At 59.3% G+C, this 24,632-nt stretch carries 19 protein-coding genes; 7 read left to right on the top strand and 12 right to left on the bottom strand.

Annotated features, from left to right (window positions below):
• The first annotated feature begins 9 nt into the window (after positions 1–9).
• From FHC51_RS20000 to FHC51_RS19980, 5 genes are read left to right on the top strand one after another with little or no spacing between them, the layout of a single operon-like run.
• On the top strand, positions 10–1,626 hold the full coding sequence (locus FHC51_RS20000; RefSeq protein ID WP_220436432.1) for an ABC transporter substrate-binding protein: 1,617 nt from the start codon (positions 10–12) through the stop codon (positions 1,624–1,626).
• On the top strand, positions 1,623–2,660 hold the full coding sequence (locus FHC51_RS19995) for an ABC transporter permease (protein WP_103180251.1): 1,038 nt from the start codon (positions 1,623–1,625) through the stop codon (positions 2,658–2,660). Before FHC51_RS20000 ends, FHC51_RS19995 begins: the two co-directional genes overlap by 4 nt.
• Positions 2,657–3,562 (top strand): ABC transporter permease, encoded by a 906-nt coding sequence (locus FHC51_RS19990; protein WP_103825056.1) that lies wholly within the window; start codon positions 2,657–2,659, stop codon positions 3,560–3,562. Before FHC51_RS19995 ends, FHC51_RS19990 begins: the two co-directional genes overlap by 4 nt.
• Positions 3,534–4,397, top strand: coding sequence for an ABC transporter ATP-binding protein (locus FHC51_RS19985; RefSeq protein WP_220436431.1), 864 nt, complete (start codon positions 3,534–3,536; stop codon positions 4,395–4,397). The genes FHC51_RS19990 and FHC51_RS19985 overlap by 29 nt, the downstream gene beginning before the upstream one ends.
• A gap of 9 nt (positions 4,398–4,406) precedes the next feature.
• On the top strand, positions 4,407–5,180 hold the full coding sequence (locus FHC51_RS19980) for an ABC transporter ATP-binding protein (RefSeq protein ID WP_220436430.1): 774 nt from the start codon (positions 4,407–4,409) through the stop codon (positions 5,178–5,180).
• 93 nt (positions 5,181–5,273) lie between these two features.
• Here FHC51_RS19980 and yegS read toward each other — a convergent pair whose 3' ends face one another.
• From yegS to ycgZ, 5 genes are all read right to left on the bottom strand, one after another.
• Complete coding sequence (gene yegS / locus FHC51_RS19975; protein ID WP_114314489.1) at positions 5,274–6,173, bottom strand: lipid kinase YegS; 900 nt, start codon at positions 6,171–6,173, stop codon at positions 5,274–5,276.
• Between the two features lie 826 nt (positions 6,174–6,999).
• Positions 7,000–8,361: a tRNA 5-hydroxyuridine modification protein YegQ gene (gene yegQ / locus FHC51_RS19970; RefSeq protein ID WP_220436429.1), complete on the bottom strand. Its 1,362-nt coding sequence runs from the start codon at positions 8,359–8,361 to the stop codon at positions 7,000–7,002.
• Between the two features lie 173 nt (positions 8,362–8,534).
• Positions 8,535–8,813: a biofilm development regulator YmgB/AriR family protein gene (locus FHC51_RS19965; protein WP_220436428.1), complete on the bottom strand. Its 279-nt coding sequence runs from the start codon at positions 8,811–8,813 to the stop codon at positions 8,535–8,537.
• Between the two features lie 38 nt (positions 8,814–8,851).
• Positions 8,852–9,169 carry a hypothetical protein gene (locus FHC51_RS19960; protein ID WP_220436427.1) on the bottom strand — a complete coding sequence of 106 codons (318 nt, stop codon included), beginning with the start codon at positions 9,167–9,169 and terminating at the stop codon, positions 8,852–8,854.
• 137 nt (positions 9,170–9,306) lie between these two features.
• A complete protein-coding gene (gene ycgZ, locus FHC51_RS19955; protein WP_114314491.1) occupies positions 9,307–9,546 on the bottom strand; it encodes a regulatory protein YcgZ in 240 nt (79 codons plus the stop codon).
• Positions 9,547–9,850: 304 nt separating this feature from the next.
• On the opposite strand from ycgZ, the gene FHC51_RS19950 reads away from it, so the two are divergent.
• Positions 9,851–11,071 (top strand): diguanylate phosphodiesterase, encoded by a 1,221-nt coding sequence (locus FHC51_RS19950; protein WP_220436426.1) that lies wholly within the window; start codon positions 9,851–9,853, stop codon positions 11,069–11,071.
• 114 nt (positions 11,072–11,185) lie between these two features.
• The gene (locus FHC51_RS19945; RefSeq protein WP_103825100.1) at positions 11,186–11,929 is read left to right on the top strand and encodes a MerR family transcriptional regulator; all 744 of its coding nucleotides are present in this window, start codon (positions 11,186–11,188) and stop codon (positions 11,927–11,929) included.
• 37 nt (positions 11,930–11,966) lie between these two features.
• On the opposite strand, the gene baeR is transcribed toward FHC51_RS19945, so the two are convergent.
• The 7 genes from baeR to yegD all read right to left on the bottom strand — a co-directional run bounded on the left by baeR (position 11,967) and on the right by yegD (position 24,539).
• Positions 11,967–12,692, bottom strand: a complete 726-nt coding sequence (baeR, locus tag FHC51_RS19940) for a two-component system response regulator BaeR (RefSeq protein ID WP_114314493.1) — start codon at positions 12,690–12,692, stop codon at positions 11,967–11,969.
• Entirely contained in the window at positions 12,689–14,098 is a 1,410-nt protein-coding gene (baeS, locus tag FHC51_RS19935) for a two-component system sensor histidine kinase BaeS (protein ID WP_220436425.1), read from the bottom strand. The genes baeR and baeS overlap by 4 nt, the downstream gene beginning before the upstream one ends.
• A complete protein-coding gene (locus FHC51_RS19930; protein ID WP_220436424.1) occupies positions 14,095–15,510 on the bottom strand; it encodes an MFS transporter in 1,416 nt (471 codons plus the stop codon). Before FHC51_RS19930 ends, baeS begins: the two co-directional genes overlap by 4 nt.
• The gene (gene mdtC / locus FHC51_RS19925; protein ID WP_220436423.1) at positions 15,510–18,587 is read right to left on the bottom strand and encodes a multidrug efflux RND transporter permease subunit MdtC; all 3,078 of its coding nucleotides are present in this window, start codon (positions 18,585–18,587) and stop codon (positions 15,510–15,512) included. Before mdtC ends, FHC51_RS19930 begins: the two co-directional genes overlap by 1 nt.
• Complete coding sequence (locus tag FHC51_RS19920; protein ID WP_220436422.1) at positions 18,588–21,713, bottom strand: MdtB/MuxB family multidrug efflux RND transporter permease subunit; 3,126 nt, start codon at positions 21,711–21,713, stop codon at positions 18,588–18,590.
• Positions 21,713–22,945: an MdtA/MuxA family multidrug efflux RND transporter periplasmic adaptor subunit gene (locus tag FHC51_RS19915; protein ID WP_103825069.1), complete on the bottom strand. Its 1,233-nt coding sequence runs from the start codon at positions 22,943–22,945 to the stop codon at positions 21,713–21,715. The genes FHC51_RS19920 and FHC51_RS19915 overlap by 1 nt, the downstream gene beginning before the upstream one ends.
• Before the next feature lie 241 nt (positions 22,946–23,186).
• A complete protein-coding gene (yegD, locus tag FHC51_RS19910) occupies positions 23,187–24,539 on the bottom strand; it encodes a molecular chaperone (protein ID WP_114314498.1) in 1,353 nt (450 codons plus the stop codon).
• Between the last annotated feature and the right edge of the window lie 93 nt (positions 24,540–24,632).

The raw sequence follows: 24,632 nt of genomic DNA, 5'->3' as shown, positions 1-24,632 counted from the left end.
TATACACAGATGAACAAAAACTCCCTCACGAGGGCGTGTTTACTCGCGCTCTCGCTGATGATGGGGAGCGGTGCGGCGTACGCGAAAACGCCGCCCGATCAGCTCATCATCGGTATGAACATGAACAACCTGCTGACCCTCGATCCGGCCGCGATGACCGGCAACGAAGTGGTCGGCATTGTGGTCAATCTCTACGATTCGCTGGTGGAATTGGACCCCAACACTCTCACTAACGTCAAACCGGCGCTGGCGAAATCCTGGGATATCTCGCCGGACGGCAAAACCCTGACCTTCCACCTGCGCGATAACGTCACTTTCCATTCCGGTAACCCGCTGACCGCCGAAGACGTGGTGTGGTCCATGCGCCGCCTGCTGCACCTCAACCTAGCTCAGGCCTCGGTATGGAAATCTTACGGTTTCAGCAAGAAGAACATCGACCAGCAGGTGAAAGCGCTGGATGACTACACCGTGCAGCTTACCCTGCCTAAGGCCAACGACCCACAGCTGGTGATCTACTCCCTCGGCGCGCTGGGCAACCTTGGCGTGCTGGATCGTAAAACGGTGCTCAGCCACGAGGTGAACAACGACTGGGGCAACCGCTGGCTCACCACCAACGAAGCCGGTTCCGGGCCGTTTATGCTGGAGACCTGGCAGGCAAAAGATGTGCTGCGCATGCAGCGCAATCCGCACTACTGGCGCGAAGAGCCGAAGATGAACCGCGTAGTGTTGCGCCACTTCCAGGAGTCGCAGACCCTGCGCCTGATGGTGGAGAAGGGCGATCTGGATATCGCCAGCAACATGGCGGTGGCTGACATCAACGCTCTGCGCAAGGATCCGCAGCTGACGGTTGAAGCCGTGCAAAAGGGTACGGTCTACTACGTAGCGATGAGCATGAAGGAGAAACACTTCGCCAACCCGAAAGTGCGCGAGGCGGTGCGCTATCTCATTGACTATCAGGGTATCAACAAGGCGCTGATGCCGGGCTACGGCGTGCTGCACCAGCGGCCCATCAAAGCGGGAATGCCGTCGACGCTGCCGGATCCGGGCTACAAACTCGATATTCCGCGCGCCAAAAAGCTGCTGGCGGAGGCGGGCTATCCGGAAGGTTTTGACACCACCCTGCGGGTGCTGGCGGATCAGCCGTTCCTCAATATCGCCATCGCCGTACAGTCCACGCTGATGCAGGCGGGCATCAACGCCAAAATCATTACCGGCACCGGGAATCAGATCTACGGCGCGATGCGTGAGCGTAAGTTCGACATGCTGGTGGGGCGCGGCGGCAGCGGCGTGGAACCGCATCCTCACTCCAGCCTGCGCGCGCTGGTCTATAACCCGGACAACAGCGACGCAGCCCGGTTAACTAACTTCCAGGGCTGGCGCACCAGTTTTTACGACAAAACGCTGAACGAGATGATCGATAAAGCGCTACTGGAGCGCGATCCGCAAAAACAGATCGCCGACTACCAGCAGATTCAGGTGCGTTACGACCAGCTGATCCCGGCGCTGATCCCGCTCTCCCAGATGGTCGATTCGGTGGTGGTGCGTAACGAGGTGAAAAACTTCCAGTCGCATCCGTCGGCCACCACCTTCCTGCGGGAAGTCTACAAAACCGGAGGTGAAAAATGAGTGTTGCGATCCTCGCTCCAGGCTCCCGCACCCGGCGTTTCTCAAAACGCCTGACCCAGGTGCTGGTGACCCTGTTCGGCCTGCTGGTGCTGACCTTTTTCATTGGACGCGTGATGCCGGTGGATCCGGTGCTGGCGATTGTCGGCCCGGATGCCGACCACAGCACCTATCAGCAGGTCTATCAGCAGCTGGGCTTTGATAAATCCCTGCTGACCCAGTTCGGTATCTACCTGAACAACCTGCTGCACGGCGATTTTGGCAATGCCCTGCTAACCGGCAAACCGGTGCTGGATGACATTCTGCGCGTCTTCCCGGCCACCCTCGAGCTGGCAACCATGGCGATTATTGTCGGTGCCGGTTTAGGTATCCCCCTGGGGGTGCTGGCCGCCGCGCGCCGTAACAGCGTCTCGGATTATGTGGTACGCATCATCAGCCTGGCCGGGTACTCCACGCCAATCTTCTGGGTGGGGATGATGGGGCTGCTGCTGTTCTACGCCTGGCTTGGCTGGGTAGGGGGCGCCGGACGGCTGGATTTAGGGCTGGATGGCCTGGTGCCACGCCGCACCGGGCTGATGACCGTCGATGCCCTGCTGGCGGGTAACAGCGCGGTCTTCTGGAACGCCATTAACCATCTGGTGCTGCCCGCCTCGCTGCTGGGCTTCCACTCCCTGGCTTACATTAGCCGCATGACCCGCAGCTTTATGCTGGCCCAGCTGTCGCAGGAGTTCATCATCACCGCCCGGGTAAAAGGCTTAACCGAGCGCCAGGTGATCTGGAATCACGCGTTTCGCAATATCCTGGTGCAGCTGCTGACGGTAGTGGCGCTGGCCTACGGCTCGCTGCTGGAAGGGGCGGTGCTGATTGAAACCGTCTTCTCCTGGCCGGGCTTTGGCTCCTATCTCACCGGCAGCCTGCTGCTGGGGGATATGAATGCGGTAATGGGCTGCGTGCTGCTGGTGGGGATGATCTTCGTGATGCTCAACCTGCTCTCCGACATGCTGTATCAACTCTTTGACCCGAGGACGAAATCATGACCGTTTCTCTGGATACACCGCTGCGCGCTTCCCGCAGCGAAGGACGCCAGCGCCTGGCGCGGATGGCCCGCCGTACCTTTGGCTTTGCCGGGCAGATGGCGCGTAACCCGCTGACGGCCATTGGCGGCGGCATTATTCTGCTGCTGTTGATCGTGGCGGCCTTCGCGCCCTGGATCGCCCCGTACAACCCGCTGGTGCAGGATCTGAATAACGCCCTGGTGGCGCCGAACGCGCAGCACTGGTTCGGCACCGACGAGTTTGGCCGGGATATCTTCAGCCGCCTGGTCTACGGCTCGCGCATCACGCTCTATATCGTGCTGCTGGTGTCGGTCACCGTCGGCCCGCTGGGGCTGCTGTTGGGGGTTACTGCCGGCTACTTTGGCGGCAAGGTGGATGCAGTGCTGATGCGCGTCACCGATATCTTTATCTCCTTCCCGAGCCTGGTGCTGGCGCTGGCGTTTGTCGCAGCGCTCGGCCCGGGGCTGGAACATGTCGTGATCGCCATTACGCTCACCGCCTGGCCGCCGATTGCCCGTCTGGCCCGCGCTGAAACCCTGTCGTTACGCCAGGCCGACTTTATCTCCGCCGTGCGTCTGCAGGGGGCCTCCCCGGTGCGGGTGCTGTGGCGCCATATCGTGCCGCTGTGCCTGCCGTCGGTGATTATCCGTATCACCATGAATATGGCCGGGATCATCCTGACCGCCGCCGGGCTGGGCTTCCTCGGCCTTGGCGCACAGCCGCCGGAGCCGGAGTGGGGGGCGATGATCTCCAGTGGCCGCACCTACATGATGGAGTGCTGGTGGGTGGTGACTATTCCGGGGCTGGCGATCCTGATTAACAGCCTGGCGTTCAACTTCTTAGGAGATGGCTTACGTGACATCCTCGATCCTCGCAGCAACTGATGTGCCGCTGCTCGATGTGCGCGATCTGCACGTCGATTTTATCAACGGACGCGCGGTCACCAACGCGGTGCGCGGCGTCTCCTTTCAGCTCGGGCGCGAGAAGCTGGCGATTGTCGGTGAGTCGGGCTCGGGGAAATCCACCGTCGGGCGGGCGCTGCTGCGTCTGCACCCGGCAAAGGCGCAGATCACCGCCACCCGCATGCAGTTTGGCGATGTCGATTTACGCAGCGTCAGCGAGGCGCAGATGCGCGGCATTCGCGGCAAGCGTATTTCGATGATCATGCAGGATCCGAAGTACTCCCTGAACCCGGTGGTCTGCGTCGGGGATCAGATTGCCGAGGCCTGGCTGACCCACCATCCGGGACGCAAGGCCGAGGCGAAAGCCAAAGTGCTGGAGATGCTCGACGTGGTGCGCATCCGCCAGCCGGAGCGGGTCTATCAGCTCTATCCGCATGAGATCTCCGGCGGGCAGGGGCAGCGCATCATGATCGCCATGATGCTGATCACCGACCCGGAGCTGGTGATCGCCGATGAACCGACCTCGGCGCTGGACGTCTCGGTGCGGCTGCAGGTGCTGGGGCTGCTGGACGATTTAGTCCAGTCCCGCGGGCTGGGGCTGATCTTTATCAGTCACGACATCAACCTGGTGCGCAGCTTCTGCGACCGGGTGCTGGTGATGTACGCCGGGCGGGTGGTGGAGTCCATCGCCGCCTGCGACCTGCACAACGCGCAGCACCCCTATACGCAGGGGTTAATCAATGCCCTGCCGGAGATGAATCACCGCCGTTCGGTGCTGCCGGTATTGCAGCGCCAGGCCAGCTGGCTGACCGAATAAGGAGCGAAGATGATCGAGGTAAAAAACCTGAATCTGGCGTTCGGCGAAGGCGAGAAACGCAACCAGGTACTGTATGACGTCAATATTAACGCGCAGCCAGGGGAGATTTATGGCCTGGTGGGGGAGTCGGGCTCCGGCAAAACCACCGTGCTGAAGTGCCTGGCCGGGTTATTCACCCACTGGGAGGGGGCGCTGGCGATTAACGGCCAGGCGCTGGAGCGGCGCATCAGCCCCCAGCGCTGTCGGCTGGTACAGATGGTGTTTCAGGACCCGTACGGTTCGCTGCACCCCCGGCATACCATCGGCGATATTCTGGAGGAGCCGCTGCAAATCCACGGCATCAACGACCGGGACCGGCGTATTCACGGCTTGCTGGATAAAGTTGGCCTCAACCGCGCCTTTCGTGACCGCTACCCGCATCAGCTCTCCGGCGGACAGCGTCAGCGCGTGGCCATCGCCCGGGCGCTGATTCTGGAGCCGCAGGTGCTGTTGCTGGATGAGCCTACCTCAGCGCTGGATGTCTCGGTGCAGGCGGAGATCTTAAACCTGCTGGCGGAGCTGCAGCGCGAGTCGAAGCTCACCTACCTGATGGTGACCCACGACCTGGGGGTGATCGCCCATCTGTGCCAGAAGGTGGCGGTGATGCAGTACGGGAAAATCCTGGAAACGTTGACGGTGGACGACCTGGTGGCGGGGCAGGCCAAAACCGATTACACCCGGATGCTGGTTAACGCCAGCCAGCAGTACTCCCGCGAGATGGCCCGGGAGGTGGCGGTCTATTAGTGTGTATAGTGCGGGCTGTTGCCGGGTGGCGGCTTCGCCTTACCCGGCCTACAAAACCCGTAGGCCCGCGCAAGCGCAGCGCCGTCGGGCAAATCAGCGCAGAAGCGGACAATCCGGCGGCAACCGGCACTGGATCGCCTCTGGCAACAGCGCAATGCGGAAATGGTCGCCGCTCAGCGGTTCGCCATCCAGGTTAAAGGTCATGCCGTGCGGTGCCTGGATTTCGAACCACGCCGACTCGCCATCCACCAGATGCGGGCTATCTTCCGCTTTGGTCAGAGTAGTGAGCAGGGCAGGCAGCAGCTCATCCCCGGTAATGATACGCACCCCGAGCAGCCCGTCGTTGATTAGCGCCTCCGGGCAAAGCTGCTGGCCGCCGCCCGCCTGACGGCCATTGCCGATGCCAATCACCAGGGCGTTACCCTGCCAGTGAAAGTTTTCGCCGCGGATTTCACATTGATCGGGTTTCAAAGTATCTAACCGCGCCAGACCGTGGAGCAGGTACGAAACGCCACCCAGCGCAGCTTTGAGTTTTTCCGGGGTTTCGCTGGTGATGCGAGTGCCAAAACCGCCCGTCGCCATATTGATAAAGCAGGTTTCGTCGTTGACCCGGGCGATATCCACCGCCGTGGCTTTTCCGGCGATAGCCAACTGCAGGGCCTTATCGAGCGCCTCCGGGATCCCGGCGCTGGTGGCAAAATCGTTGGCGGTGCCGAGGGGTAAAATGCCCAGCGCCGGACGCTGCGCGGCGGGCAGGTCAATCAGCGCCGTCGCCACTTCGTTTATGGTGCCGTCGCCGCCGCCTGCAATGACGGTCTCCACACCGAGGTCGCAGGCTTCCTTGATATAACGAGCTGCATCACCTTTCTCCCATGTTACGCGAACATGGATCACCACCCCTTCTTCACGAAGAAGCGTCACGGCTTCACGCAACAGATCGTTGCCTGTCCCTTTGCCGTTCAGAATTAATAAACTTGCTGGATAGGTCGCCATCCACGTTGCTCCTGTGCTGATCTTCCAGAAGTGTATCGCAGCGCGGGGAAAAGCGGGTAAGAAGAGGACGAAAGGCGAAAATTAAATGAGTGGCGAGCCAAAGTGAACGCCACTCGTGCAGGCCTGGTCAGGCGGTTATCGCCCCATACGGGCATAAAGCGAAAACACATTTCTGACGATGTGCACAGCGGGTAATCAGCCCCTCTTCATTGCCAGGGCAGCCTGAATTCTCAAGAAATGATGACCAGAACGAAGGTGTATAGGGAAATGTTCGAAGGATGTGTAGTGTTCTGAGTTTGCCGTCAACGGCGATACCGAAGGGACTTGTGACAAGAACGGATCCGATGCTGATAAAGTAATCTCCTTTATACCAAATTATCAGCCTGAGGTTTTTAACGGTGAGTACGTGTATAAAAATTGTTCCAGTACGAGGGCAAACCATCCTGTTTTCAACCACCCAGTACATATATTGCCTCCTTGCTCCTTAAGTGAAATTTCATTCGAAAGAAGAATAGCATTGGTTGTGTGAATATATAACCTAACTTTAATATATTTATAAATTCACGTACTTTTGGTTATAGACTGAAATAAATTTACATTAGTGTTTTTTGCAGGGCGAAGAGGCGTCAGGAAAGGGGGAAGGGGGATTTCAGACAAAAAAATTAGCCTGCGTAAGGGAGATTACTCAGGCTAAGGAGGTGGTTCCTGGTACAGCTAGCATTTATGGGTTATGTTTTTCAGCGTTGGTAATAATACCCTCATCAAACGCAGCGGTATGTGATCGAATTCTAAGAATCATCTCATACCAAAAAATAACCCGCTTTCATTATTTCGCGTGCGGCGCCTGAGTATTCTCGCCGTCAAAATTACGCATCAGCAACGCGTAATCCAGGGCAATCTCTTCCGGAACAGGCAGCCAGACGGTATGACCGTCTCCTGGCGCTACGGAGACCGACTCGCCTTTGCCATTCACCATATGTTCCAGGGTGAAGTTAATATTGCCCTGCGGGGTCATCAACTCCAGGCTGTTGCCCACCAGAAACTTATTTTTGACTGCCACCGCCGCGAGGTTGCCCTTGCGCTCACCGGTGAACTCGCCGACAAACAGCTGGCGTTCGGAAACCGAGTGGCCATATTCATAGTTCTGGTAGTCGTCATGGGTATGGCGACGCAGAAAACCTTCGGTATAGCCACGGTGCGCCAGCCCTTCCAGCGTTTGCAGCAGGGTGCTGTCGAACGGTTTGCCTGCCGCCGCGTCGTCAATCGCCTGGCGATAGACCTGAGCGGTACGCGCACAGTAGTAATAGGACTTGGTGCGGCCTTCGATTTTCAGGGAGTGCACCCCCATCTGGGTCAGGCGCTCAACGTGGGCGATGGCACGCAGATCTTTGGAGTTCATGATGTAAGTACCGTGCTCGTCTTCGAACGCGGTCATATATTCACCCGGGCGCTGGGCCTCTTCGATCATAAACACGCTGTCGGTTGGCGCCCCGATACCCAGCGTCGGCTCAATATTCTGTACCGGAATAGGCTCATGCTTATGCACAATATTGCCTACCTCATCCTGCTTACCTTCCTGGACCTTATATTCCCAGCGGCAGGCGTTGGTGCAGGTGCCCTGGTTCGGGTCGCGCTTGTTGATATAACCAGAGAGCAGGCAGCGGCCGGAGTAGGCCATGCACAGGGCGCCATGCACGAAAATTTCCAGCTCCATGTCCGGCACCTGAGTGCGGATCTCTTCAATCTCTTCCAGCGACAGCTCGCGGGACAAAATCACGCGGGTCAGCCCCATCTGCTTCCAGAATTTCACCGTCGCCCAGTTCACGGCGTTGGCCTGTACAGAGAGATGAATGTCCATCTCAGGGAAGTGCTCCCGCACCAGCATGATCAAACCCGGGTCCGACATAATCAGCGCGTCTGGCCCCATCTCCACCACCGGCTTCAGGTCACGGATAAAGGTTTTCAGCTTGGCGTTATGCGGCGCGATGTTAACCACCACGTAGAATTTTTTACCCTGCGCGTGGGCTTCGTTGATGCCGAGCTGCAGGTTCTCGTGGTTGAATTCATTATTACGCACGCGCAGGGAGTAGCGCGGCTGGCCCGCATAAACGGCATCGGCGCCGTAGGCGAAGGCGTAACGCATATTTTTCAGCGTTCCCGCCGGGGAGAGGAGTTCCGGTTTAAACATGTTAGTTCTCGTTCTGATGACAGGTCAGATGCGCACACCAGGTGGGCGCCGGGAGGAGATCCCATACATTAAGGGCGGGCATTGTAGCGCTGCGGGAAGGGGAGGTAAACCATTGAGTGAGTAAACGCCGACGGCAGGACAATACCGTCGGTGTTTGGCTCAGGCGTGGGTAATCAGAGGTCGTCCTGGGTGTGATCGACAATAATTTCCAGGGTCTTACGAATGATATCGGCGCGGACAACATCGCGCGTAGATTCGATTTCGCGGATCAAACGTAAAATAATCGCTTTGTTAGTCAGCGGTTCCTTCGCATCCAGAATGGCGCCTGTCACAGTCTGAAGCAACGCCCACTCTTCGGCCAGCATAGCGCCAGCGCTGCGAAAGTAGTTGGACAATGCAGCATTGGACAGTTCTTCATAAAAGTCAGTTGTCTGGAGCATAGCCTGGCTCATAGTGTCACACCGGTTCAGTTAATAAGTAAGTGGTGCAGTTAATGCTTATTCCTGTTGGCTTGCGGGCTATTGCCAAACAGGGGATACACATTGCTGCTGCTGTGTCGACCATCCGTATCCCAATCCTGCCGCTCACTTTTGGTATTACGCCGGGTACAATCCTTCCCATCGTTGGAAATTTCCGAAATGATTTGGGAAAGAACGTGCCGAAGCTGCCCGTCCTGCTCTACCGATAACATCTGCTGTAGCCTCTCCAGCAATAGCTTCATGCTGATGGGGCCGTTATCTTTCAGTAGAGAAAAGGTGGCTTCACCAATAAGTTCATCAGTCAGTCGTTCATGGTCACTTCTGTTCATAACTACGTCTCTGTCGCCGCATCTTCCTGCAGGAAGAGATGCGGCATAAAGTCAGTCTGTAGCGACAGTATAAAAAATCTGTCTCAAAGAAAAAACTGACTCAAAAAACAGGGTAATTAGCCGCTGTAACGTATCGCTTAACGATCAAACAGCAGGCCAACCAGAGTCTGATAGCGACTCTCCTCTTCGCGATCTGATGCTTGTTCCATTCGATAAAGCAGGCGGGTGCAAATCGCTTTTCGATTAAGAATTTTTCCTTCCCGTAAAATTTCTACCACAATCTGTCCGAGCATCTCCTGCTGGGAAGGTTGATTTGCTTTGTTAAAATAATGGGCAATGGCATTGGCTGTGTTCGGTGTGTACCCGTTCTCGCGCATATGTCACTCCTGAAATCCGCTGCATTAAAGAGGTTAATATCTTGTTAAGTTGTAAATACTGTACATACTAATTGTACAAGTTAACAAATATATTTTGATCATTATGTGCTAAGTATTAATATTCAATGCGTTGCATAGAATTTATTTTGTAAAATAAGCTTAAAACGTTGTACATTGCCGACCATTAATGGCGTTATTGCGAGTACAGGTGACGGGTACAGCTCCGTCCGGGCAGGCTTATAAGACGTAAAGCCAACCATCTGATACTGTGGACATTCATTCACCTCCTCTTATTGGAAACCCTATGCTCACTACCATCATTTACCGTAGTCACCTTCGTGACGACGTACCGGTTACTATGCTGGAAGACATGGTTGTTGCAGCAAATGTAAAAAACAGAGAAGCCGGCGTTAGCGGGATTCTTCTGTTTACTGGCAAGCTCTTTTTTCAGCTGCTCGAAGGACCTGAGGAGAATGTAAGAGCCATTTACGGCGCGATTTGTGAGGATCCGCGTCACCACAACGTGGTGGAACTGTTGTGCGATTATTCCCCCGCCCGACGTTTCGGTAAATACGGCATGGAACTGTTTGATTTACGGCACTATGACCGCCACGAGGTGCTGCAAAACGTCCTGGATAAGGGCACCACAAAGTACCAGATGACCTATAACGACAGGGCACTGCACTTCTTCAGAACCTTCGTCGAAGAGAGTGAGAAAGAGAACTACTTTGAGCTACCGTCAGGGGATCACTGGGTCTTTGTCCCGGACACCGGGGCGCCCAGCGAACGTGCTCTGTCGGGGCGTTACAGTGACTCGTGCAACTTCGCCTTCCAGCCGATTATCGATCCGCTGGCTCGTGAAATTGTCTCCCTTGAAGCTCTGGTCCGCACCCCGGAAGGGGGCTCTACCCAGCACTGGTTTGCGGGGCTGGAGGAAGATGCCATCTACGAAGCTGATCTTAAAAGCAAAAGCGTCGCCTTTGCGATGGCAAGCGCACTGGGGCTGGGGGAACAGAGCCTGTCAGTGAACCTTTTACCGATGACGTTGGTCAATATCCCCAACGCCGTCAGCTATCTCATTCAGGAGATAGAGGTTCACGGGCTGGTGCCCGAGCAGATTGTGGTGGAGTTCACCGAGCATGAAGTCATCTCCCGTCTGGATGCGTTTACCGGTGCGGTGCGGGAGTTAAAAGCGGCGGGCATCGGCGTGGCGATCGACCACTTCGGTGGAGGGTTTGCCGGCCTGTTGCTGCTGGCGCAGTTCCAGCCAGACCGGATTAAGATCAACCGGGACCTGATCCGCGACGTGCACAAGAGTGGTCCACGGCAGGCGATCGTGCTCGCGATTATCAAATGTTGTACAGCTTTGGAAATATTGATCTCCGCGGTGGGTGTGGAGCTGCCAGAAGAGTGGATGTGGCTCGAATCTGCCGGCGTTTCGCAGTTCCAGGGGCATCTGTTTGCTCACCCTGAACTGGCCGGCATCCCGCCAGTTTCGTGGCCTGAGCCGCGCGAGGAGATTTAGCGCTAGCCTTCACCGGGCAATGATACAATTCTGTTGTACAATATAACGAGTTGTACAGCCCGGTGAGATTCGTTACCTTGAACAATGAATATATCGATCATGTATGAGGAAGCGATGGCCTTTTACAGTATAGGCGATGTCGCAGAACGCTGCGGCATCAACCCCGTCACCCTGCGGGCATGGCAGCGCCGGTATGGCCTGCTCAAACCGCAGCGCAGTGAAGGTGGACATCGTCAATTTGATGACGACGATCTACAGCGCATTGAGGAGATCAAGCGCTGGATTGAACGTGGCGTACCGGTTGGTAAGGTTAAAGCCCTCCTTGATGGGGATAAACCCGCCGAGCCGGGAGACTGGCGTGTGCTGCAGGAAGAGATGATTGGCACGCTGCGCCAGGTCAGCCCGGCAAAATCACGCGCGCAGATCGCGGTATTTTGTCAGCACCACTCAGTAGATGCGTTGGTCGATCATGTGTTTATCCCCGTGCGGGAAACGCTCAGTCTTGATCACGCCACCGCGCGCGCCATGGGCAGCCTGTTGGACGGTATCCTGATTGAGCAGGCGGTGAGCAGCCTGACCGAATCGCGCACCAAAGCGGGCAGGGATGCGTTACTGATTGGCTGGGGTGTGGAGGATCGTACCCGTTTGTGGCTGGAGGCGTGGCGCCTTTCGCAACGGGGTTGGCGCATCAACGTCTTTGCTGAACCTCTTGAGTTACCTCACCCGGAGTTCTTCCCCGGACAACATATCCTCGTCTGGGCGGGTAAAACCTTATCGGACGCACAGCGCCAGCAGCTGGAGCACTGGCAAAAGCAGGGTTATATCATTACGGCACATGGGGCAGCTGAGGCTGTCTGATGCCATTACCCGCCGCAGCGGGTAACATTTTTCCCCTTCATCCGCCAATCCGGCACGCATCCGCTTCCCAGCGATAACCCACGCCATACACTGCGCGAATAAATGACTGGTCGGCATCCAGCGCTTCGAGCTTGCGGCGCAGATTTTTGATATGGCTGTCGATAGTGCGGTCGGTCACCACCCGGTAGTCATCGTACAGGTGGTTCAGCAGCTGTTCGCGGGAGAACACTTTGCCCGGCTCGTGCGACAGGGTTTTCAGCAGACGAAATTCCGCGGGCGTCAGATCCAGCATCTTGCTACGCCAGCTGGCCTGGAAACGGCCTTCGTCGATGATTAACGGGCTTTCGGCATCCAGCGCCTGCAGCTCGCGCTGCGGTTTGCAGCGGCGCAGAATGGTTTTCACCCGGGCCACCACTTCGCGCGGGCTGTAGGGCTTGCAGATGTAATCATCGGCGCCAATTTCCAGCCCCAGCAGGCGGTCAATCTCTTCGATTTTGGCGGTCACCATCACAATCGGCACTTCAGAGAAGCGGCGGATTTCGCGGCACAGGGTCAGGCCGTCGGTGCCGGGCAGCATCAGGTCGAGCAGGATCAGATCCGGCGGGGTCTGGCGTACATACGGCAGGACCTGATCGCCGTGGCTGATAAGCGACGGGGCATAGCTCGCCGCCCGCAGATAGTCGATTAATAACTGCCCAAGTTTAGGCTCATCCTCCACAATCAGGATGCGGGGTGTGTTTTCGTCAATGGGTAATTCAGTCATACTTCTCTCGATAAATCGCGTTCCAGCGGTAGCTCTACTGTAATGCTAACCCCGCCAAAAGGCGAATGGGCGGCGCGGAGGGTGCCGCCGTGGGCTTCAACGATGTTCACGCAGATCGCCAGCCCCAGCCCGGAGCCGCCGCTGGCGCGGTTGCGGGAACCTTCGGTGCGATAAAAACGTTCAAACAGCTTGTTGAGCTGGTCGTCAGAGACGCCGGGCGCGGTGTCGGCGAAGGTCAGCGCAAAACGGTGACCTTCACATTTGCCGGAAATACGCAGCGCGCCGCCCGCATCGGTATAGCGCAGGCTGTTTTCCAGCAGGTTGTTGAACAGTTGCATCAACCGATCGCGATCGCCAAACACCACCGCGTTCTCCGGCAGCGAAAGCTCAATGCGCAGGTCGCGGCTGGCAAAGCGTTCCCGGAAGGCGCCGCTGGCGACTTCCAGAATGTTGATCACATCCACCGGCGCTTTCTGGTAGGCCAGCGCCCCTTCGTCGGACATCGACAGCTGATGCAGATCCTCTACCAGTTTAGTGAGGGTGCCCACTTCCGCCTGTAAAGAGGCGACCGATTCCGGGGTAAACTTGCGTACACCATCCTGAATCGCCTCCAGTTCGCCGCGCAGCACCGCCAGCGGGGTACGCAGCTCGTGGGAAATATCAGCCATAAAATCCCGGCGCATCTGCTGGTTCTTCTCAAGCGTACTGGCGAGCTGGTTGAAGTCCTGCGCCAGCTTGCCCAGCTCGTCCTGGCTGCGGGTATCCACCCGGGTGGTAAAATCGCCCGCAGCCAGTTGATGCGTCCCCTCCACCAGCCGTTTAACCGGAGCCAGCAGGCCACGCGCCAGCGGGAAGGTCGCCAGCGCCGCCAGCAGGGTGGAGAGGGCGACAATCAGCCAGCTGGTCTGACGCTGCTGTCGATCAAAATTGATGTCGGTATTGCGCGTCAGCCGCTCGACCGGGGAGGCGATCACCCAGCCGACGGCCGCGCCGTTGACGGTGATGGCCCGCTTCGTGCCGTCCGGCGGCACCGGAGCCCGCGGGCCGACCAGCACCCGCATCTCCTGGTCGATCACCCAGAACTGGGTGCGCCAGCCGTGGGGCGGCATGCCGGGGCCGGGGCCGGGGCGATCGTCGTCAGTGTCGTGCTCCAGCGAGCGCAGGATCTGAAAGACAAAGCGGTCATTGTTGCGTAAAAAACGCCAGTTGCCGTGCAGGGCGTACTGCTCGGCCAGGGCATCGCTCAAACCCTGCAGACGCTGCTCGTTACCGTGTTTGATGTAGTCAATAAAGCCGCGCTCAAAGCTGACCCGCACTGCCCAGTGCATGGTGATCAGCAGGACCATACAGGTGGCGAAAATGGCCAGAAATAGCTTGCCGGTGATACCCGGTCGCCAGAACTTCATCGTTCACTCCTTTTGCGCCGCCTGATGACGACATTCTTGCTGGTATCATCCGGAACCCGGGCGAAAATAAAGGCCGGCAGGGCGATAATCAACGCCATGCTCAGGTAGGTATAGAGGAACACCTGATGGACAACGGGGCTGTCGGCGGTGAGCTGATGCTGCCCGTACATGCCCAGCAGCAGCCCGGCAATCGTCACGCCCACGCTCATTGACAGCTGCATGATCATCGACAGCAGGCTGTTGCCGCTGCTCGCCTGCTCATCGGGCAGATCTTTCAGGGTCAGGGTGTTCATGGAGGAGAAGCGGATGGAGTTGATCATCCCCTGGCAGAACAGCACCAGCGGCAGAACGTAGTACCAGCCCAGCAGCGCAACGCCCATAAACAGCAGGCTCACCAGCGCCAGCCCCAGGGTGGAGGCGACCAGCACCCGGCGATAACCGAAGTAGTTCACCACCTGCACGACAATGCGCTTTATACCCATGCTGCCGAGCACCATCGGGATCATCATCAGCCCGGCGTGGAACGGCGAAAAGCCGAGGCCAATCTGCAAAAAGACCGGGGTCATAAACGGCAGCATGCCGCTGCCGATGCGTCCGGCCAGGCTGCCGAGCAGCCCCAACCGGTAGGTGGTGTTCTGAAACAGCGTCAGGCTGAATAACGCCCGGTCGTTGCCCCGGGCGTGCCACAGATACCAGAGAAACGACACCACACCGATGGTCACCAGCCCGGCGAGGGCCAGGGAGGAGATCCCAAGCCCCTTTTGCCCGTCCAGCGCCAGGGTCAGGGTCGCCATTCCCGCCGCCAGCAGGAAAAAGCCCCCCAGATCGAAACGCCGGGTCTGCATTTTGTAATTCGGCATTAACATCAGGGTGGCAATCGCCCCGATAATGCCCACCGGCAGGTTAATCAGGAAGATCCAGTGCCAGGAGGCGTATTCCACCAGCACCCCGCCAAGGGCCGGACCCAGCAGCGGCCCCACCTGGCCGGGAAGGGTCACGAAGGTCATCGCCGCCATATACTGCTCGCGCGGGACGATCTTCATCACCGTCAGCCTGCCCACCGGCACCATCATCGCGCCGCCGACGCCCTGTAGCACCCGGGCCATCACCAGCTCGTTGAGCGTCTCCGCCCGGGCGCAGAACAGGGAGCCTGCGGTAAAGAGCACAATGGCGGTAAAGAAGATATTGCGCACCCCCACTTTGTCCGCCAGCCAGCCGCTGGCGGGCAGCATCACGGCCACCGTCAGCACGTAGGCGACAATCACCATATGCATATGCAGCGGGCTCTCCCCCAGGCTTTTCGCCATGGAGGGGAGGGCGGTGTTGACGATCGTCGTATCCAGCGACTGCATAAAGAAGCCGAAGGCGACAATCCACAGCTGCCAGCGAACGTTAGCGGGGAGATCCGTCATTAGCCATTTACCGTCTCTTTCTGTTTACGTGAAAAACGCACCCGTAAGCGATCAAAGAACAGATAGACCACCGGGGTGGTGTAGAGCGTCAGCAGCTGGCTCATCACCAGCCCGCCGACAATGGTGATCCCCAGCGGCTGGCGCAGCTCCGCGCCATCCCCGCTGGAGATCACCAGCGGCAGAGCGCCGAACAGCGCCGCCAGGGTGGTCATCATAATCGGGCGAAAACGCAGCAGGCAGGCCTGGAAGATCGCCTCCTGCGGCGTCATGTTGCCGTTGCGCTGCGCTTCCAGGGCAAAGTCGACCATCATGATGGCGTTTTTCTTCACGATGCCGATTAACAGCATAATACCGATCAACGCAATCAGGCTGAACGGGGCGCCAAACAGCTCCAGCGCCAGTAACGCGCCCACGCCCGCCGAGGGTAGGGTGGAGAGAATGGTCAGCGGATGGACGTAGCTCTCATAGAGCACCCCAAGCACGATATAGACCGTGGCGATCGCCGCCAGAATCAGGATCACCTGCGAGTTCATAGTCTCCTGGAACACCTGGGCGGTGCCGGCAAAGCTGCCGCGCACGGTGGACGGCACGCCAAGCTGGGTCATGGCGCGGTTGATAGCGTCGCTGGCTTCCGAGAGGGATTTCCCGGTTGGCAGGTTAAACGACACGGTAGAGGCTGCCGACAGCCCCTGATGGTTGACCGACAGCGGCGCGTTCGAAGGCTGCCAGCGGGCAAAGTAGGAGAGCGGGATCGCCTTGCCGTCGTTATTAATCACAAACATCTTATCCAGGGCGCTGATGTCCTGGGTATAGCGGGGATCGACCTCCATCACCACCTTGTACTGGTTCATCGGCTGATAGATGGTGGAGATCTGCCGCTGGCCGAAGGCGTTATTCAGCAGGCTGTTGGCGGCGCTGACGTCAATGCCCAGCCGGGACATGGTTTCGCGATCGTAGATCAGGGCCATCTCCGCGCCGTTGTCCTGTTGGTCGGAGTTAACGTCCGCCAGCTCCGGCAGCGCTGCCAGCGCCTTGCGGATCTTAGGCTCCCACTCTCTGAGGGCCGCAAGATCGTCCGACAGCAGGGTGTACTGATAGCTGGCATTCGACTGACGCCCGCCCACGCGGATATCCTGCACCGCCACCAGGAACATATTCGCTCCCGGCTCTTTCGAAAGCGCGCCCCTGAGGCGGTCGATCACCTGCTGCGCGGTTTCATTACGCTCCTCGCGGGGCTTGAGGGTAATAAACATCATCCCGCTGTTGACCCGCGAGCCGCCGGTAAAGCCGGTGACGTTATCCACGGCTTTGTCTTCGCGGATGATCTTCATGAAATCCTGCAACTTGCCGCGCATCGCCTGGAAGGAGATGCTCTGGTCAGCCTGGATGCCCCCCATCAGCACCCCGGTGTCCTGCTCCGGGAAGAAAGTTTTCGGAATGGTGATATACATCCAGACGTTGAGGGCGATGGTGCCGATCAGCACCAGCCCGACGATCAGGGTGTGGTTCAGCACCCACTTCAGCGATTTACCGTAGCCCGACTGCAACGCCATCAGCATCCGGCCAAAGCCCCGTTTGCGCGGCTGCGACGTCGGTGGGCTGCGTTTCAGCATCCAGCCGCACATCATCGGCGTGAGCGTCAGCGACACCAGCAGCGATATACCGATCGCCACCGACAGCGTGACCGCAAACTCCCGTAACAGACGCCCCGGCAGCCCGTCCATCAGCAGCAGGGGCAGGAACACCGCCACCAGGGAGAGGCTCATGGAGAGCACCGTAAAGCCCACCTCACGCGAGCCTTGCAACGCCGCCTGCAGCGGCTTCATCCCCGCTTCGAGGTGGCGGGAGATGTTCTCCAGCACCACGATGGCGTCATCCACTACAAAGCCGGTGGCGATGGTCAGGGCCATCAGGGACAAATTGTTGAGGCTAAAGCCGCACAGGTACATGGCGGCGAAGGTGCCAATCAGCGACACCGGGACCGCCACCGCCGGGATCAGCGTGGCGCGCCCGGAGCGCAGGAAGAGAAATACCACCAGGATCACCAGCGCCACTGAGATAATCAGCGTTTGCTCCACCTCTTCGAGCGAGGCGCGAATGGTGGGGGAGCGATCCTGGGCAATCTGCAGATCGATGGCCGCCGGAATGGTCTCCTGCAGCTCCGGCAGACGGGCGCGAATGCTGTTCACCGTCTCGATGATGTTGGCTTCCGGCAGCTTGCGGATCATCAGCAAAATCGCCGGTTTGGCGTTGGTCATCCCGGCGTTGCGCACGTCCTGCACCGAGTCGGTGATGCTCGCCACGTCGCTTAAGCGCACCGCCGCGCCATTGTTGTAGTGGATGATTAAGGGCTGATATTCCGCCGCGGTCTTCAGCTCGTCATTGGTCTGGATCTGCCAGCGGCGGCTGCCATCCTCCACCGACCCTTGCGGCCTGCGCACGTTGGCGTTGCTGATGGCGCTGCGCACGTCATCCAGCGAGACGCCCTGGTTAAACAGCGCCTGCGGGTTCAGCCCCACGCGCACCGCGGGCAGGGAGCTGCCGCCGACGTCCACATCGCCCACGCCTTCGATCTGGGCGATGGTCTGCGCCAGCTGGGTGGAGGCGAAATCGTACAGCTGCCCCTGGGAGTAAGTGTCCGAGGTGAGCGTCAGGATCATGATCGGCGCATCGGACGGGTTGGCTTTGCGGTAGGTCGGACGGCTCGGCATGCCGCTCGGGAGCAGGCTTTGCGCGGCGTTGATCGCTGCCTGCACGTCACGCGCCGCGCCGTTGATATCGCGGTTAAAGTTAAATTCCAGAATGATGCGCGTGCTGCCGAGGGAGCTGCTGGAGGTCATCTCGTTGACCCCGGCAATGCGCCCCAGCGAGCGCTCCAGTGGCGTAGCCACCGACGAGGCCATCGTTTCCGGGGAGGCACCGGGGAGCGAGGCGCTGACCATGATCACCGGGAAATCCACCTGCGGCAGCGGGGCCACCGGCAGCAGCCGGAAGCCGAGCACGCCGCAGAGGGTGATGGCGATAGAGATTAAAATCGTCGCCACCGGGCGGTAAATGAAGAGGGCGAAAAACTTCACTTACGCCTCCTCTTCTTCACGTTTCGGGAAACGGCTTTTGCTCCACAGGGCCAGGCGGTCAAAGAGCAGGTAGATCACCGGCGTGGTAAACAGGGTTAACACCTGGCTCACCAGCAGACCGCCCACCATGCCAATCCCTAACGGACGGCGCAGTTCGGCCCCGACCCCGGTGCTGAGCATCAGCGGCAGGGCACCAAGCAGCGCGGCGAGGGTGGTCATCAGGATCGGACGGAAACGCAGCAGACAGGCCTGATAGATCGCCTCCCGCGGCGGCATGCCCTGCTCGCGCTCGGCGGCGAGGGCAAAGTCGATCATCATGATGGCGTTCTTCTTGACGATGCCTATCAACAGGATAATGCCGATGATGGCAATCACATCCAGCTCGCTGCCCGCCAGCATCAGCGCCAGCAACGCACCCACGCCCGCGGTGGGCAGGGTCGAGAGGATGGTGATGGGGTGAATAAAGCTCTCATACAGCACCCCCAGCACGATGTACATCGCCACCACCGCGGCCACGATCAGCCAGATGGTACTCCCGAGTGCCGCCTGGAACGCCAGCGTACTGCCCTGGAAGTGGGTCTGGATATCGGTCGGGAAGCTGAGACGTTTTTCCGTATCGGTAATGGCCTGAATTGCTTCGCCCAGCGAGTAATCGTCCGGCACGTTAAACGAGATGGTGGTGGAGGGGAACTGATCCAGATGGTTCACCGCCAGCGGCGTAAAGCGCTCTTCCACTTTGGCAATTGCATTCAGGGGCACAATCCCGCCATCTTTACTGGTCAGGCGCACCGAATCCAGCCCTGCCAGACCCGGCGTCTGCCGGGTATCGTGCTCCAGCACCACCCGGTACTGGTTAGCCTGGGTATAGATGGTGGAGATCAGGCGCTGGCCGAAGGCGTTGTACAGGGCGTTATCCACATCCGCCATGCTAATGCCCAGCCGGCTGGCGCTGTCGCGATCGACGTTGATATATGCCGCCAGGCCTTTGTCCTGCCAGTCGCTGCTGACGTCGGAGAGCTGCGGCAGCTGCTGGAGCTCATCCACCAGCTGCGGCACCCAGGTGCTGAGAGCATCGAGGCTGGTGGCCTGTAGAGTGAACTGATACTGGGTGCGGCTCACCGTGGTGTCGATGGTCAGATCCTGCGTCGGCTGCAGGTAGAGTTCCACGCCAGGCACCTTCGCCACTGCATTTTGCAGTCGGTCGATCACCGTATTGACCCGATCGTCACGATCGTCCAGCGGCTTGAGGTTGATCTGCAGGCGGGCGCTGTTGAGGGACGGGTTAGTACCATCGACGCCGACAAACGCGGTCAGGCTCTCTACCGCCGGATCTTTCATGATCACCTCGGAAACCGCCTGCTGGCGCTGGGCCATGCTGGCGAACGAAACCGACTGCGGCGCCTGCAATGTACCCTGAATGATGCCGTTATCCTGAATTGGGAAGAAGCCTTTCGGGATCATCACCCACAGCAGCACGCTTAACGCCAGGGTACCCAGCGCCACGCTTAGGGTCGCCCACGGATGGTTCAGCACTTTGGCCAGCAGGCGTCCGTAAGCGGCAATAATCCGCTCGAACATCCGCTCCGAGGCGCGGGAGAAGCGGTTCTGCTTGCGCAGGGATTCATGGCTCAGCATGCGGGCGCACATCATCGGCGTCAGGGTGAGCGACACCACCGCCGAGATTAAAATCGCCACCGCCAGGGTCACCGCAAACTCCCGGAACAGACGCCCAACGATATCGCCCATAAACAGCAGCGGGATCAGTACCGCAATCAGCGAGAAGGTCAGCGAGATGATGGTAAAGCCGATCTCACCGGCCCCTTTTAGTGCCGCCGCCAGCGGCTTTTCGCCTTTTTCGATATAGCGGGAGATGTTCTCGATCACCACGATGGCGTCATCCACCACAAAGCCGGTGGCAATGGTCAGGGCCATCAGCGTCAGGTTGTTGATCGAGAAGTCGAGGAACACCATGACGGCGAAAGTACCCACCAGCGACAGCGGTACCGCCACTGCCGGAATGATAGTCGCCGGAACGTTGCGCAGAAACAGGTAGATGATCATCACCACCAGCGCAATCGCCAGCATCAGCTCAAACTGGGTGTCACTGACCGAGGCGCGAATGTTGGTGGTGCGATCCGACAGCACCTTAACGCTCACCGATTTTGGCAGGCTGTCGATAAGGGTGGGTAGCATGGCGCGAATGCTGTCCGCGGTATCAATGATGTTGGCCCCCGGCTGGCGCTGGACGTTCATCACAATCGCCTGCTGCTTGTTGGCCCACGCCCCAAGCCAGCTGTTTTCTGCCCCCTGCTCGACGGTGGCGACATCCCCTAAGCGGATCGCTGCCCCGTTCTGGTAAGCGACAATCAGCTGACGATACTCATCGGCGGACTGCATCTGGTCGTTGGCGGAGAGGGTCACCGCCCGGGTCGGGCCATCGAGGGAGCCTTTCGCCGAGTTGACGTTGGCGTTGCTGATGGCGGTGCGGATGGTTTCGCTGGTCAGCCCGAGGGAGGCGATCGCCTGGGCGTTGAGCTTCACGCGAACCGCCGGGCGCTGGCCACCGGAGAGGGTCACCAGCCCGACGCCGGAGACCTGGGAGATCTTCTGCGCCACGCGGGTTTCCACCATATCTTCCACCTGGGTCATCGGCATGGCGGAGGAGGTGACGGCGAGGGTCATGATCGGCGGATCCGCCGGGTTCACCTTGCTGTAGACCGGCGGGTTAGGCAGGTCGGACGGCAGCAGGTTAGTGGCGGCATTAATGGCGGCCTGCACCTCCTGCTCGGCGACATCCAGCGACAGGCTAAGCTGGAACTGTAACGTCACCACCGACGCGCCGCCGGAGCTTTGGGAGGACATCTGCTTCAGGCCCGACATCTGACCAAACTGGCGCTCCAGCGGGGCGGTGATGGCGGAAGTGACGACATCCGGGCTGGCGCCAGGGTAGAGCGTCAGCACCTGGATGGTGGGGTAATCCACTTCCGGCAGGGCGGAGACCGGCAGGAAGCGGTAGCCAATGATCCCCGCCAGCAGGATCGCCACCATCAGCAGGGTAGTGGCGACAGGGCGCAGGATAAACAGACGCGACGGCCCGCCTGTAGAGCTCGGGGGCATCACCTGCATCAGGCGTTCTCTCCCTGTTTTTTATGCTCGCGTTTGGCCGGCTGGGCAGGGGTGTCGGCGTGGGCTTCCACCACCTCCACTTTGGCCCCTTCGGTCAGACGGTCGATGCCGTCGGTCACCACGCGGTCGCCTGCCGACAGTCCGGCGGCAATCACCACGCTCTGGCTGTCCTGAATGCCCGGTTTCACCAGGTGCTTGCTGACCTTGTTGTCACTGTTCAGCACCCAGACGAAGTTGCCTTCGTTACCCATTTGCAACGCTGCCGTTGGGATCACCACCGCATTCTCTTCGGTAGCGACCAGCATGCGGGCGTTAACAAACTGGTTCGGAAACAGGGCATCGTCCTGATTGTTGAAGCGCGCTTTCAGCTTGATGGTACCGGTGGTGGTGTCGATCTGGTTATCGAGGCTCAGCAGGGTGCCGTCGCTCAGCTTCTGCTTGTTGGCCCGATCCCAGGCCTCCACGGTTAAGCTTTTACCCGCTTTCTGTGCCTGGATCACGGTGGCGATATCGCTCTCCGGCAGGGTGAAGACCAGATCGATAGGGTGGGTCTGAGTCAGCACCACGATCCCGGTGGTATCGCCGCTGGAGATCTGGTTGCCGATATCCACCTGTTTTAACCCCACCCGCCCGTCGATAGGGGCGGTGATGCGGCTCCAGTCGAGCTGGAGCTGCGCGCTGGCGACGGCGGCCTGGTCTGCCTTAATGGTCCCCATGCTTTCGCTCACCAGCGCCTGCTGGGCGTCGAGCTCCTGGCGGGAGACGAGGTTGGTTTTCACCAGCTGCTGATAACGGGCCAGATCCCGGCGGGCATTAGCGAGGGTGGCCTGATCTTTGGCCAGCTGTCCCTGGGCCTGGGCCAGCGCAACCTTGAACTGGCTGGGATCGACTTCAGCCAGCAGATCGCCAGCCTTTACTTGTTGTCCTTCCTGGAAGTGCAGGGCGATAAGCTGCCCGTCGACGCGGCTGCGCACGGTGACGGTGTTGGCGGCGGTAATGGTGCCGAGCCCGGAGAGATAACGCGGTACGGATTTACTGACCGCGGTGGCGGCCTGCACTGGCGCCAGCGCACCGCCGCGCATCCCGTGGCGTCCACCGCCTGCCGGGCGCTGCGCCTGGCTGGATGCACCGGCAGGAGCCGAAGCGTGTTGATGCCAGTACCACGCGGCGGCAAGGGCCACCACAATGATGCCAGCGGCGATTACCCAGCGGGATTTATTGCGGCCTTTCATCGTTATATGTTCTCGTCCTGAAACAGTGCGGAAAATAATACTAGTTTAGTGAGGCAATTGAGCGGAAAAATGGAGGAAATATGAAAGACTGTCTGGAATTGTCCGAATGGCGCGGGGCAAGGCCGGTGCGGTCTGCGTGCCGGGTGGCGGCTGCGCCTTACCCGGCCTACACAAACGACATTCTCTCCCTGCGGAAGGTATTGTAGGCCGGGCAAGCGAAGCGCCGCCCGGCATTCCCACCCTAGCTGAAGACCACCTGCGCCCAGCGCGCCAGCCCGGCGGTGACGGAGCCGAAATCATCGCCCCCGGCAATCGGGATACCCGGCAGCTGCTGCGCCAGCGCTTTTTTGATCAGCGGTGAACGGGCACTGCCGCCGGTGAGATAGATCACGTCCGGCTTTTCGTTGCCGTTATCCAGCGCCAGCTGCACCTGCTCGAGGATGCGCTGTAACGGCTGCGCCAGCGCCGCCTCCAGCCCCTGCTGGCTGATGGCTGTCGCCAGCTCATCACTGATGAACGGCAGCGTTACGGCGTGTTCTGCGGCCTCGGAGAGGGCAATTTTGCTCTCTTCGGCGCTACGTACCACCCGGTAGCTCAGACGCTGACGCCACACTTTATGCAACAGCGCCACTTTGTCACCATCCTGAGCGTCGCGGATCAGATCGTTAAGAAAACGGCCATTGGCGACGCTGTAGAAATCGCTTTGCGCTGGCACATCGTTAATCGCCACGGCGTTCCACCACGGCAGGATCGGCAGGGCGGTGCCTTTTTCGGTCTGCCCGCCCATGCCGAGCAGCGGCATCAGGCTCTTAAAGGCCAGGGCGATGTCCAGGTCGTTACCGCCGATACGGCAGCCGCTGTGCCCCAGCAGGCTGCTCTCGCGATCCTGGCGCTGGTGCCACTGCGGGCCCATCAGCAGCAGCGAACAGTCGGTGGTCCCGCCGCCGATATCCACGACTAGTACCCGTTTTTCACTGTTCAGGGTCGCTTCAAAATCGAGACCGGCGGCAACCGGCTCATACTGGAACACCACGTCGCGGAACCCGGCACGCTGCGCAGCGCGTTCCAGGATCCCCTGCGCCTGCTGGTTCGCTTCATCGCCCCCCAGCCCCTGGAAGTTAATCGGCCGACCAATCACCGCCTGGGTGATCGTATCCGTCAGCTGCGTCTGGGCCTGCTGGCGAATATGCAGCATCATGGCGCAGACCAGATCTTCAAACAGCGCTACCTGCTGCGGCTTCAGGCCGCTGGCACCGAGGAAGGATTTCGGCGACTTCACGAAGTAGACCTCTTCCGGATCCTCAATGTAGTGACCCAGGGAAGAGAGGCCAAACTGTACGCTGGCCGGGGTGACGTCGATATCTTCTTCGCGGTTAAAGCTCACCGCCCGACGCAGCAGCGCCTGGGTTTCCGTGCCGGTAGCCGGAACCTGATGGTGGCGGTACAGCCACTCGCTCACCGCCTCGCGGGTCGGCGCGCAGAGCATCGACGGCAGCAGCGTGCTGTTGTTTTCCATTTTCAGCAGCTGCGGCTGCCCGTTTTGCATCACCGCAACTGAACAGTTGGCGGTGCCATAGTCAAATCCGATAAACACGTCAGCGTCCCCATGCCATTGAGAAGGGGCGAGACTTTAGCGAAATGTCAGGCTGGCGACAACTGGAATATGAAAGCAAGGCGCAGGTGGCGA

The organism is Leclercia sp. EC_58, from assembly GCF_019584355.1.
Lineage (GTDB): Bacteria > Pseudomonadota > Gammaproteobacteria > Enterobacterales > Enterobacteriaceae > Enterobacter.
This window is presented reverse-complemented; position numbering and strand designations above follow the sequence as displayed.

What these genes read in the sequence shown, in the direction of transcription:
- FHC51_RS19990 (WP_103825056.1), top strand. Translation starts at nt 2,657, where the DNA reads ATGACCGTTTCTCTGGATACACCGCTGCGCGCTTCCCGCAGCGAAGGA.
- FHC51_RS19995 (WP_103180251.1), top strand. Translation starts at nt 1,623, where the DNA reads ATGAGTGTTGCGATCCTCGCTCCAGGCTCCCGCACCCGGCGTTTCTCA.
- FHC51_RS19965 (WP_220436428.1), bottom strand. Translation starts at nt 8,813, where the DNA reads ATGAGCCAGGCTATGCTCCAGACAACTGACTTTTATGAAGAACTGTCC.
- yegS (WP_114314489.1), bottom strand. Translation starts at nt 6,173, where the DNA reads ATGGCGACCTATCCAGCAAGTTTATTAATTCTGAACGGCAAAGGGACA.
- FHC51_RS19960 (WP_220436427.1), bottom strand. Translation starts at nt 9,169, where the DNA reads ATGAACAGAAGTGACCATGAACGACTGACTGATGAACTTATTGGTGAA.
- yegQ (WP_220436429.1), bottom strand. Translation starts at nt 8,361, where the DNA reads ATGTTTAAACCGGAACTCCTCTCCCCGGCGGGAACGCTGAAAAATATG.
- FHC51_RS20000 (WP_220436432.1), top strand. Translation starts at nt 10, where the DNA reads ATGAACAAAAACTCCCTCACGAGGGCGTGTTTACTCGCGCTCTCGCTG.
- baeS (WP_220436425.1), bottom strand. Translation starts at nt 14,098, where the DNA reads ATGAAGTTCTGGCGACCGGGTATCACCGGCAAGCTATTTCTGGCCATT.
- baeR (WP_114314493.1), bottom strand. Translation starts at nt 12,692, where the DNA reads ATGACTGAATTACCCATTGACGAAAACACACCCCGCATCCTGATTGTG.
- ycgZ (WP_114314491.1), bottom strand. Translation starts at nt 9,546, where the DNA reads ATGCGCGAGAACGGGTACACACCGAACACAGCCAATGCCATTGCCCAT.
- FHC51_RS19915 (WP_103825069.1), bottom strand. Translation starts at nt 22,945, where the DNA reads ATGAAAGGCCGCAATAAATCCCGCTGGGTAATCGCCGCTGGCATCATT.
- FHC51_RS19950 (WP_220436426.1), top strand. Translation starts at nt 9,851, where the DNA reads ATGCTCACTACCATCATTTACCGTAGTCACCTTCGTGACGACGTACCG.
- FHC51_RS19920 (WP_220436422.1), bottom strand. Translation starts at nt 21,713, where the DNA reads ATGCAGGTGATGCCCCCGAGCTCTACAGGCGGGCCGTCGCGTCTGTTT.
- FHC51_RS19980 (WP_220436430.1), top strand. Translation starts at nt 4,407, where the DNA reads ATGATCGAGGTAAAAAACCTGAATCTGGCGTTCGGCGAAGGCGAGAAA.
- FHC51_RS19945 (WP_103825100.1), top strand. Translation starts at nt 11,186, where the DNA reads ATGGCCTTTTACAGTATAGGCGATGTCGCAGAACGCTGCGGCATCAAC.
- FHC51_RS19930 (WP_220436424.1), bottom strand. Translation starts at nt 15,510, where the DNA reads ATGACGGATCTCCCCGCTAACGTTCGCTGGCAGCTGTGGATTGTCGCC.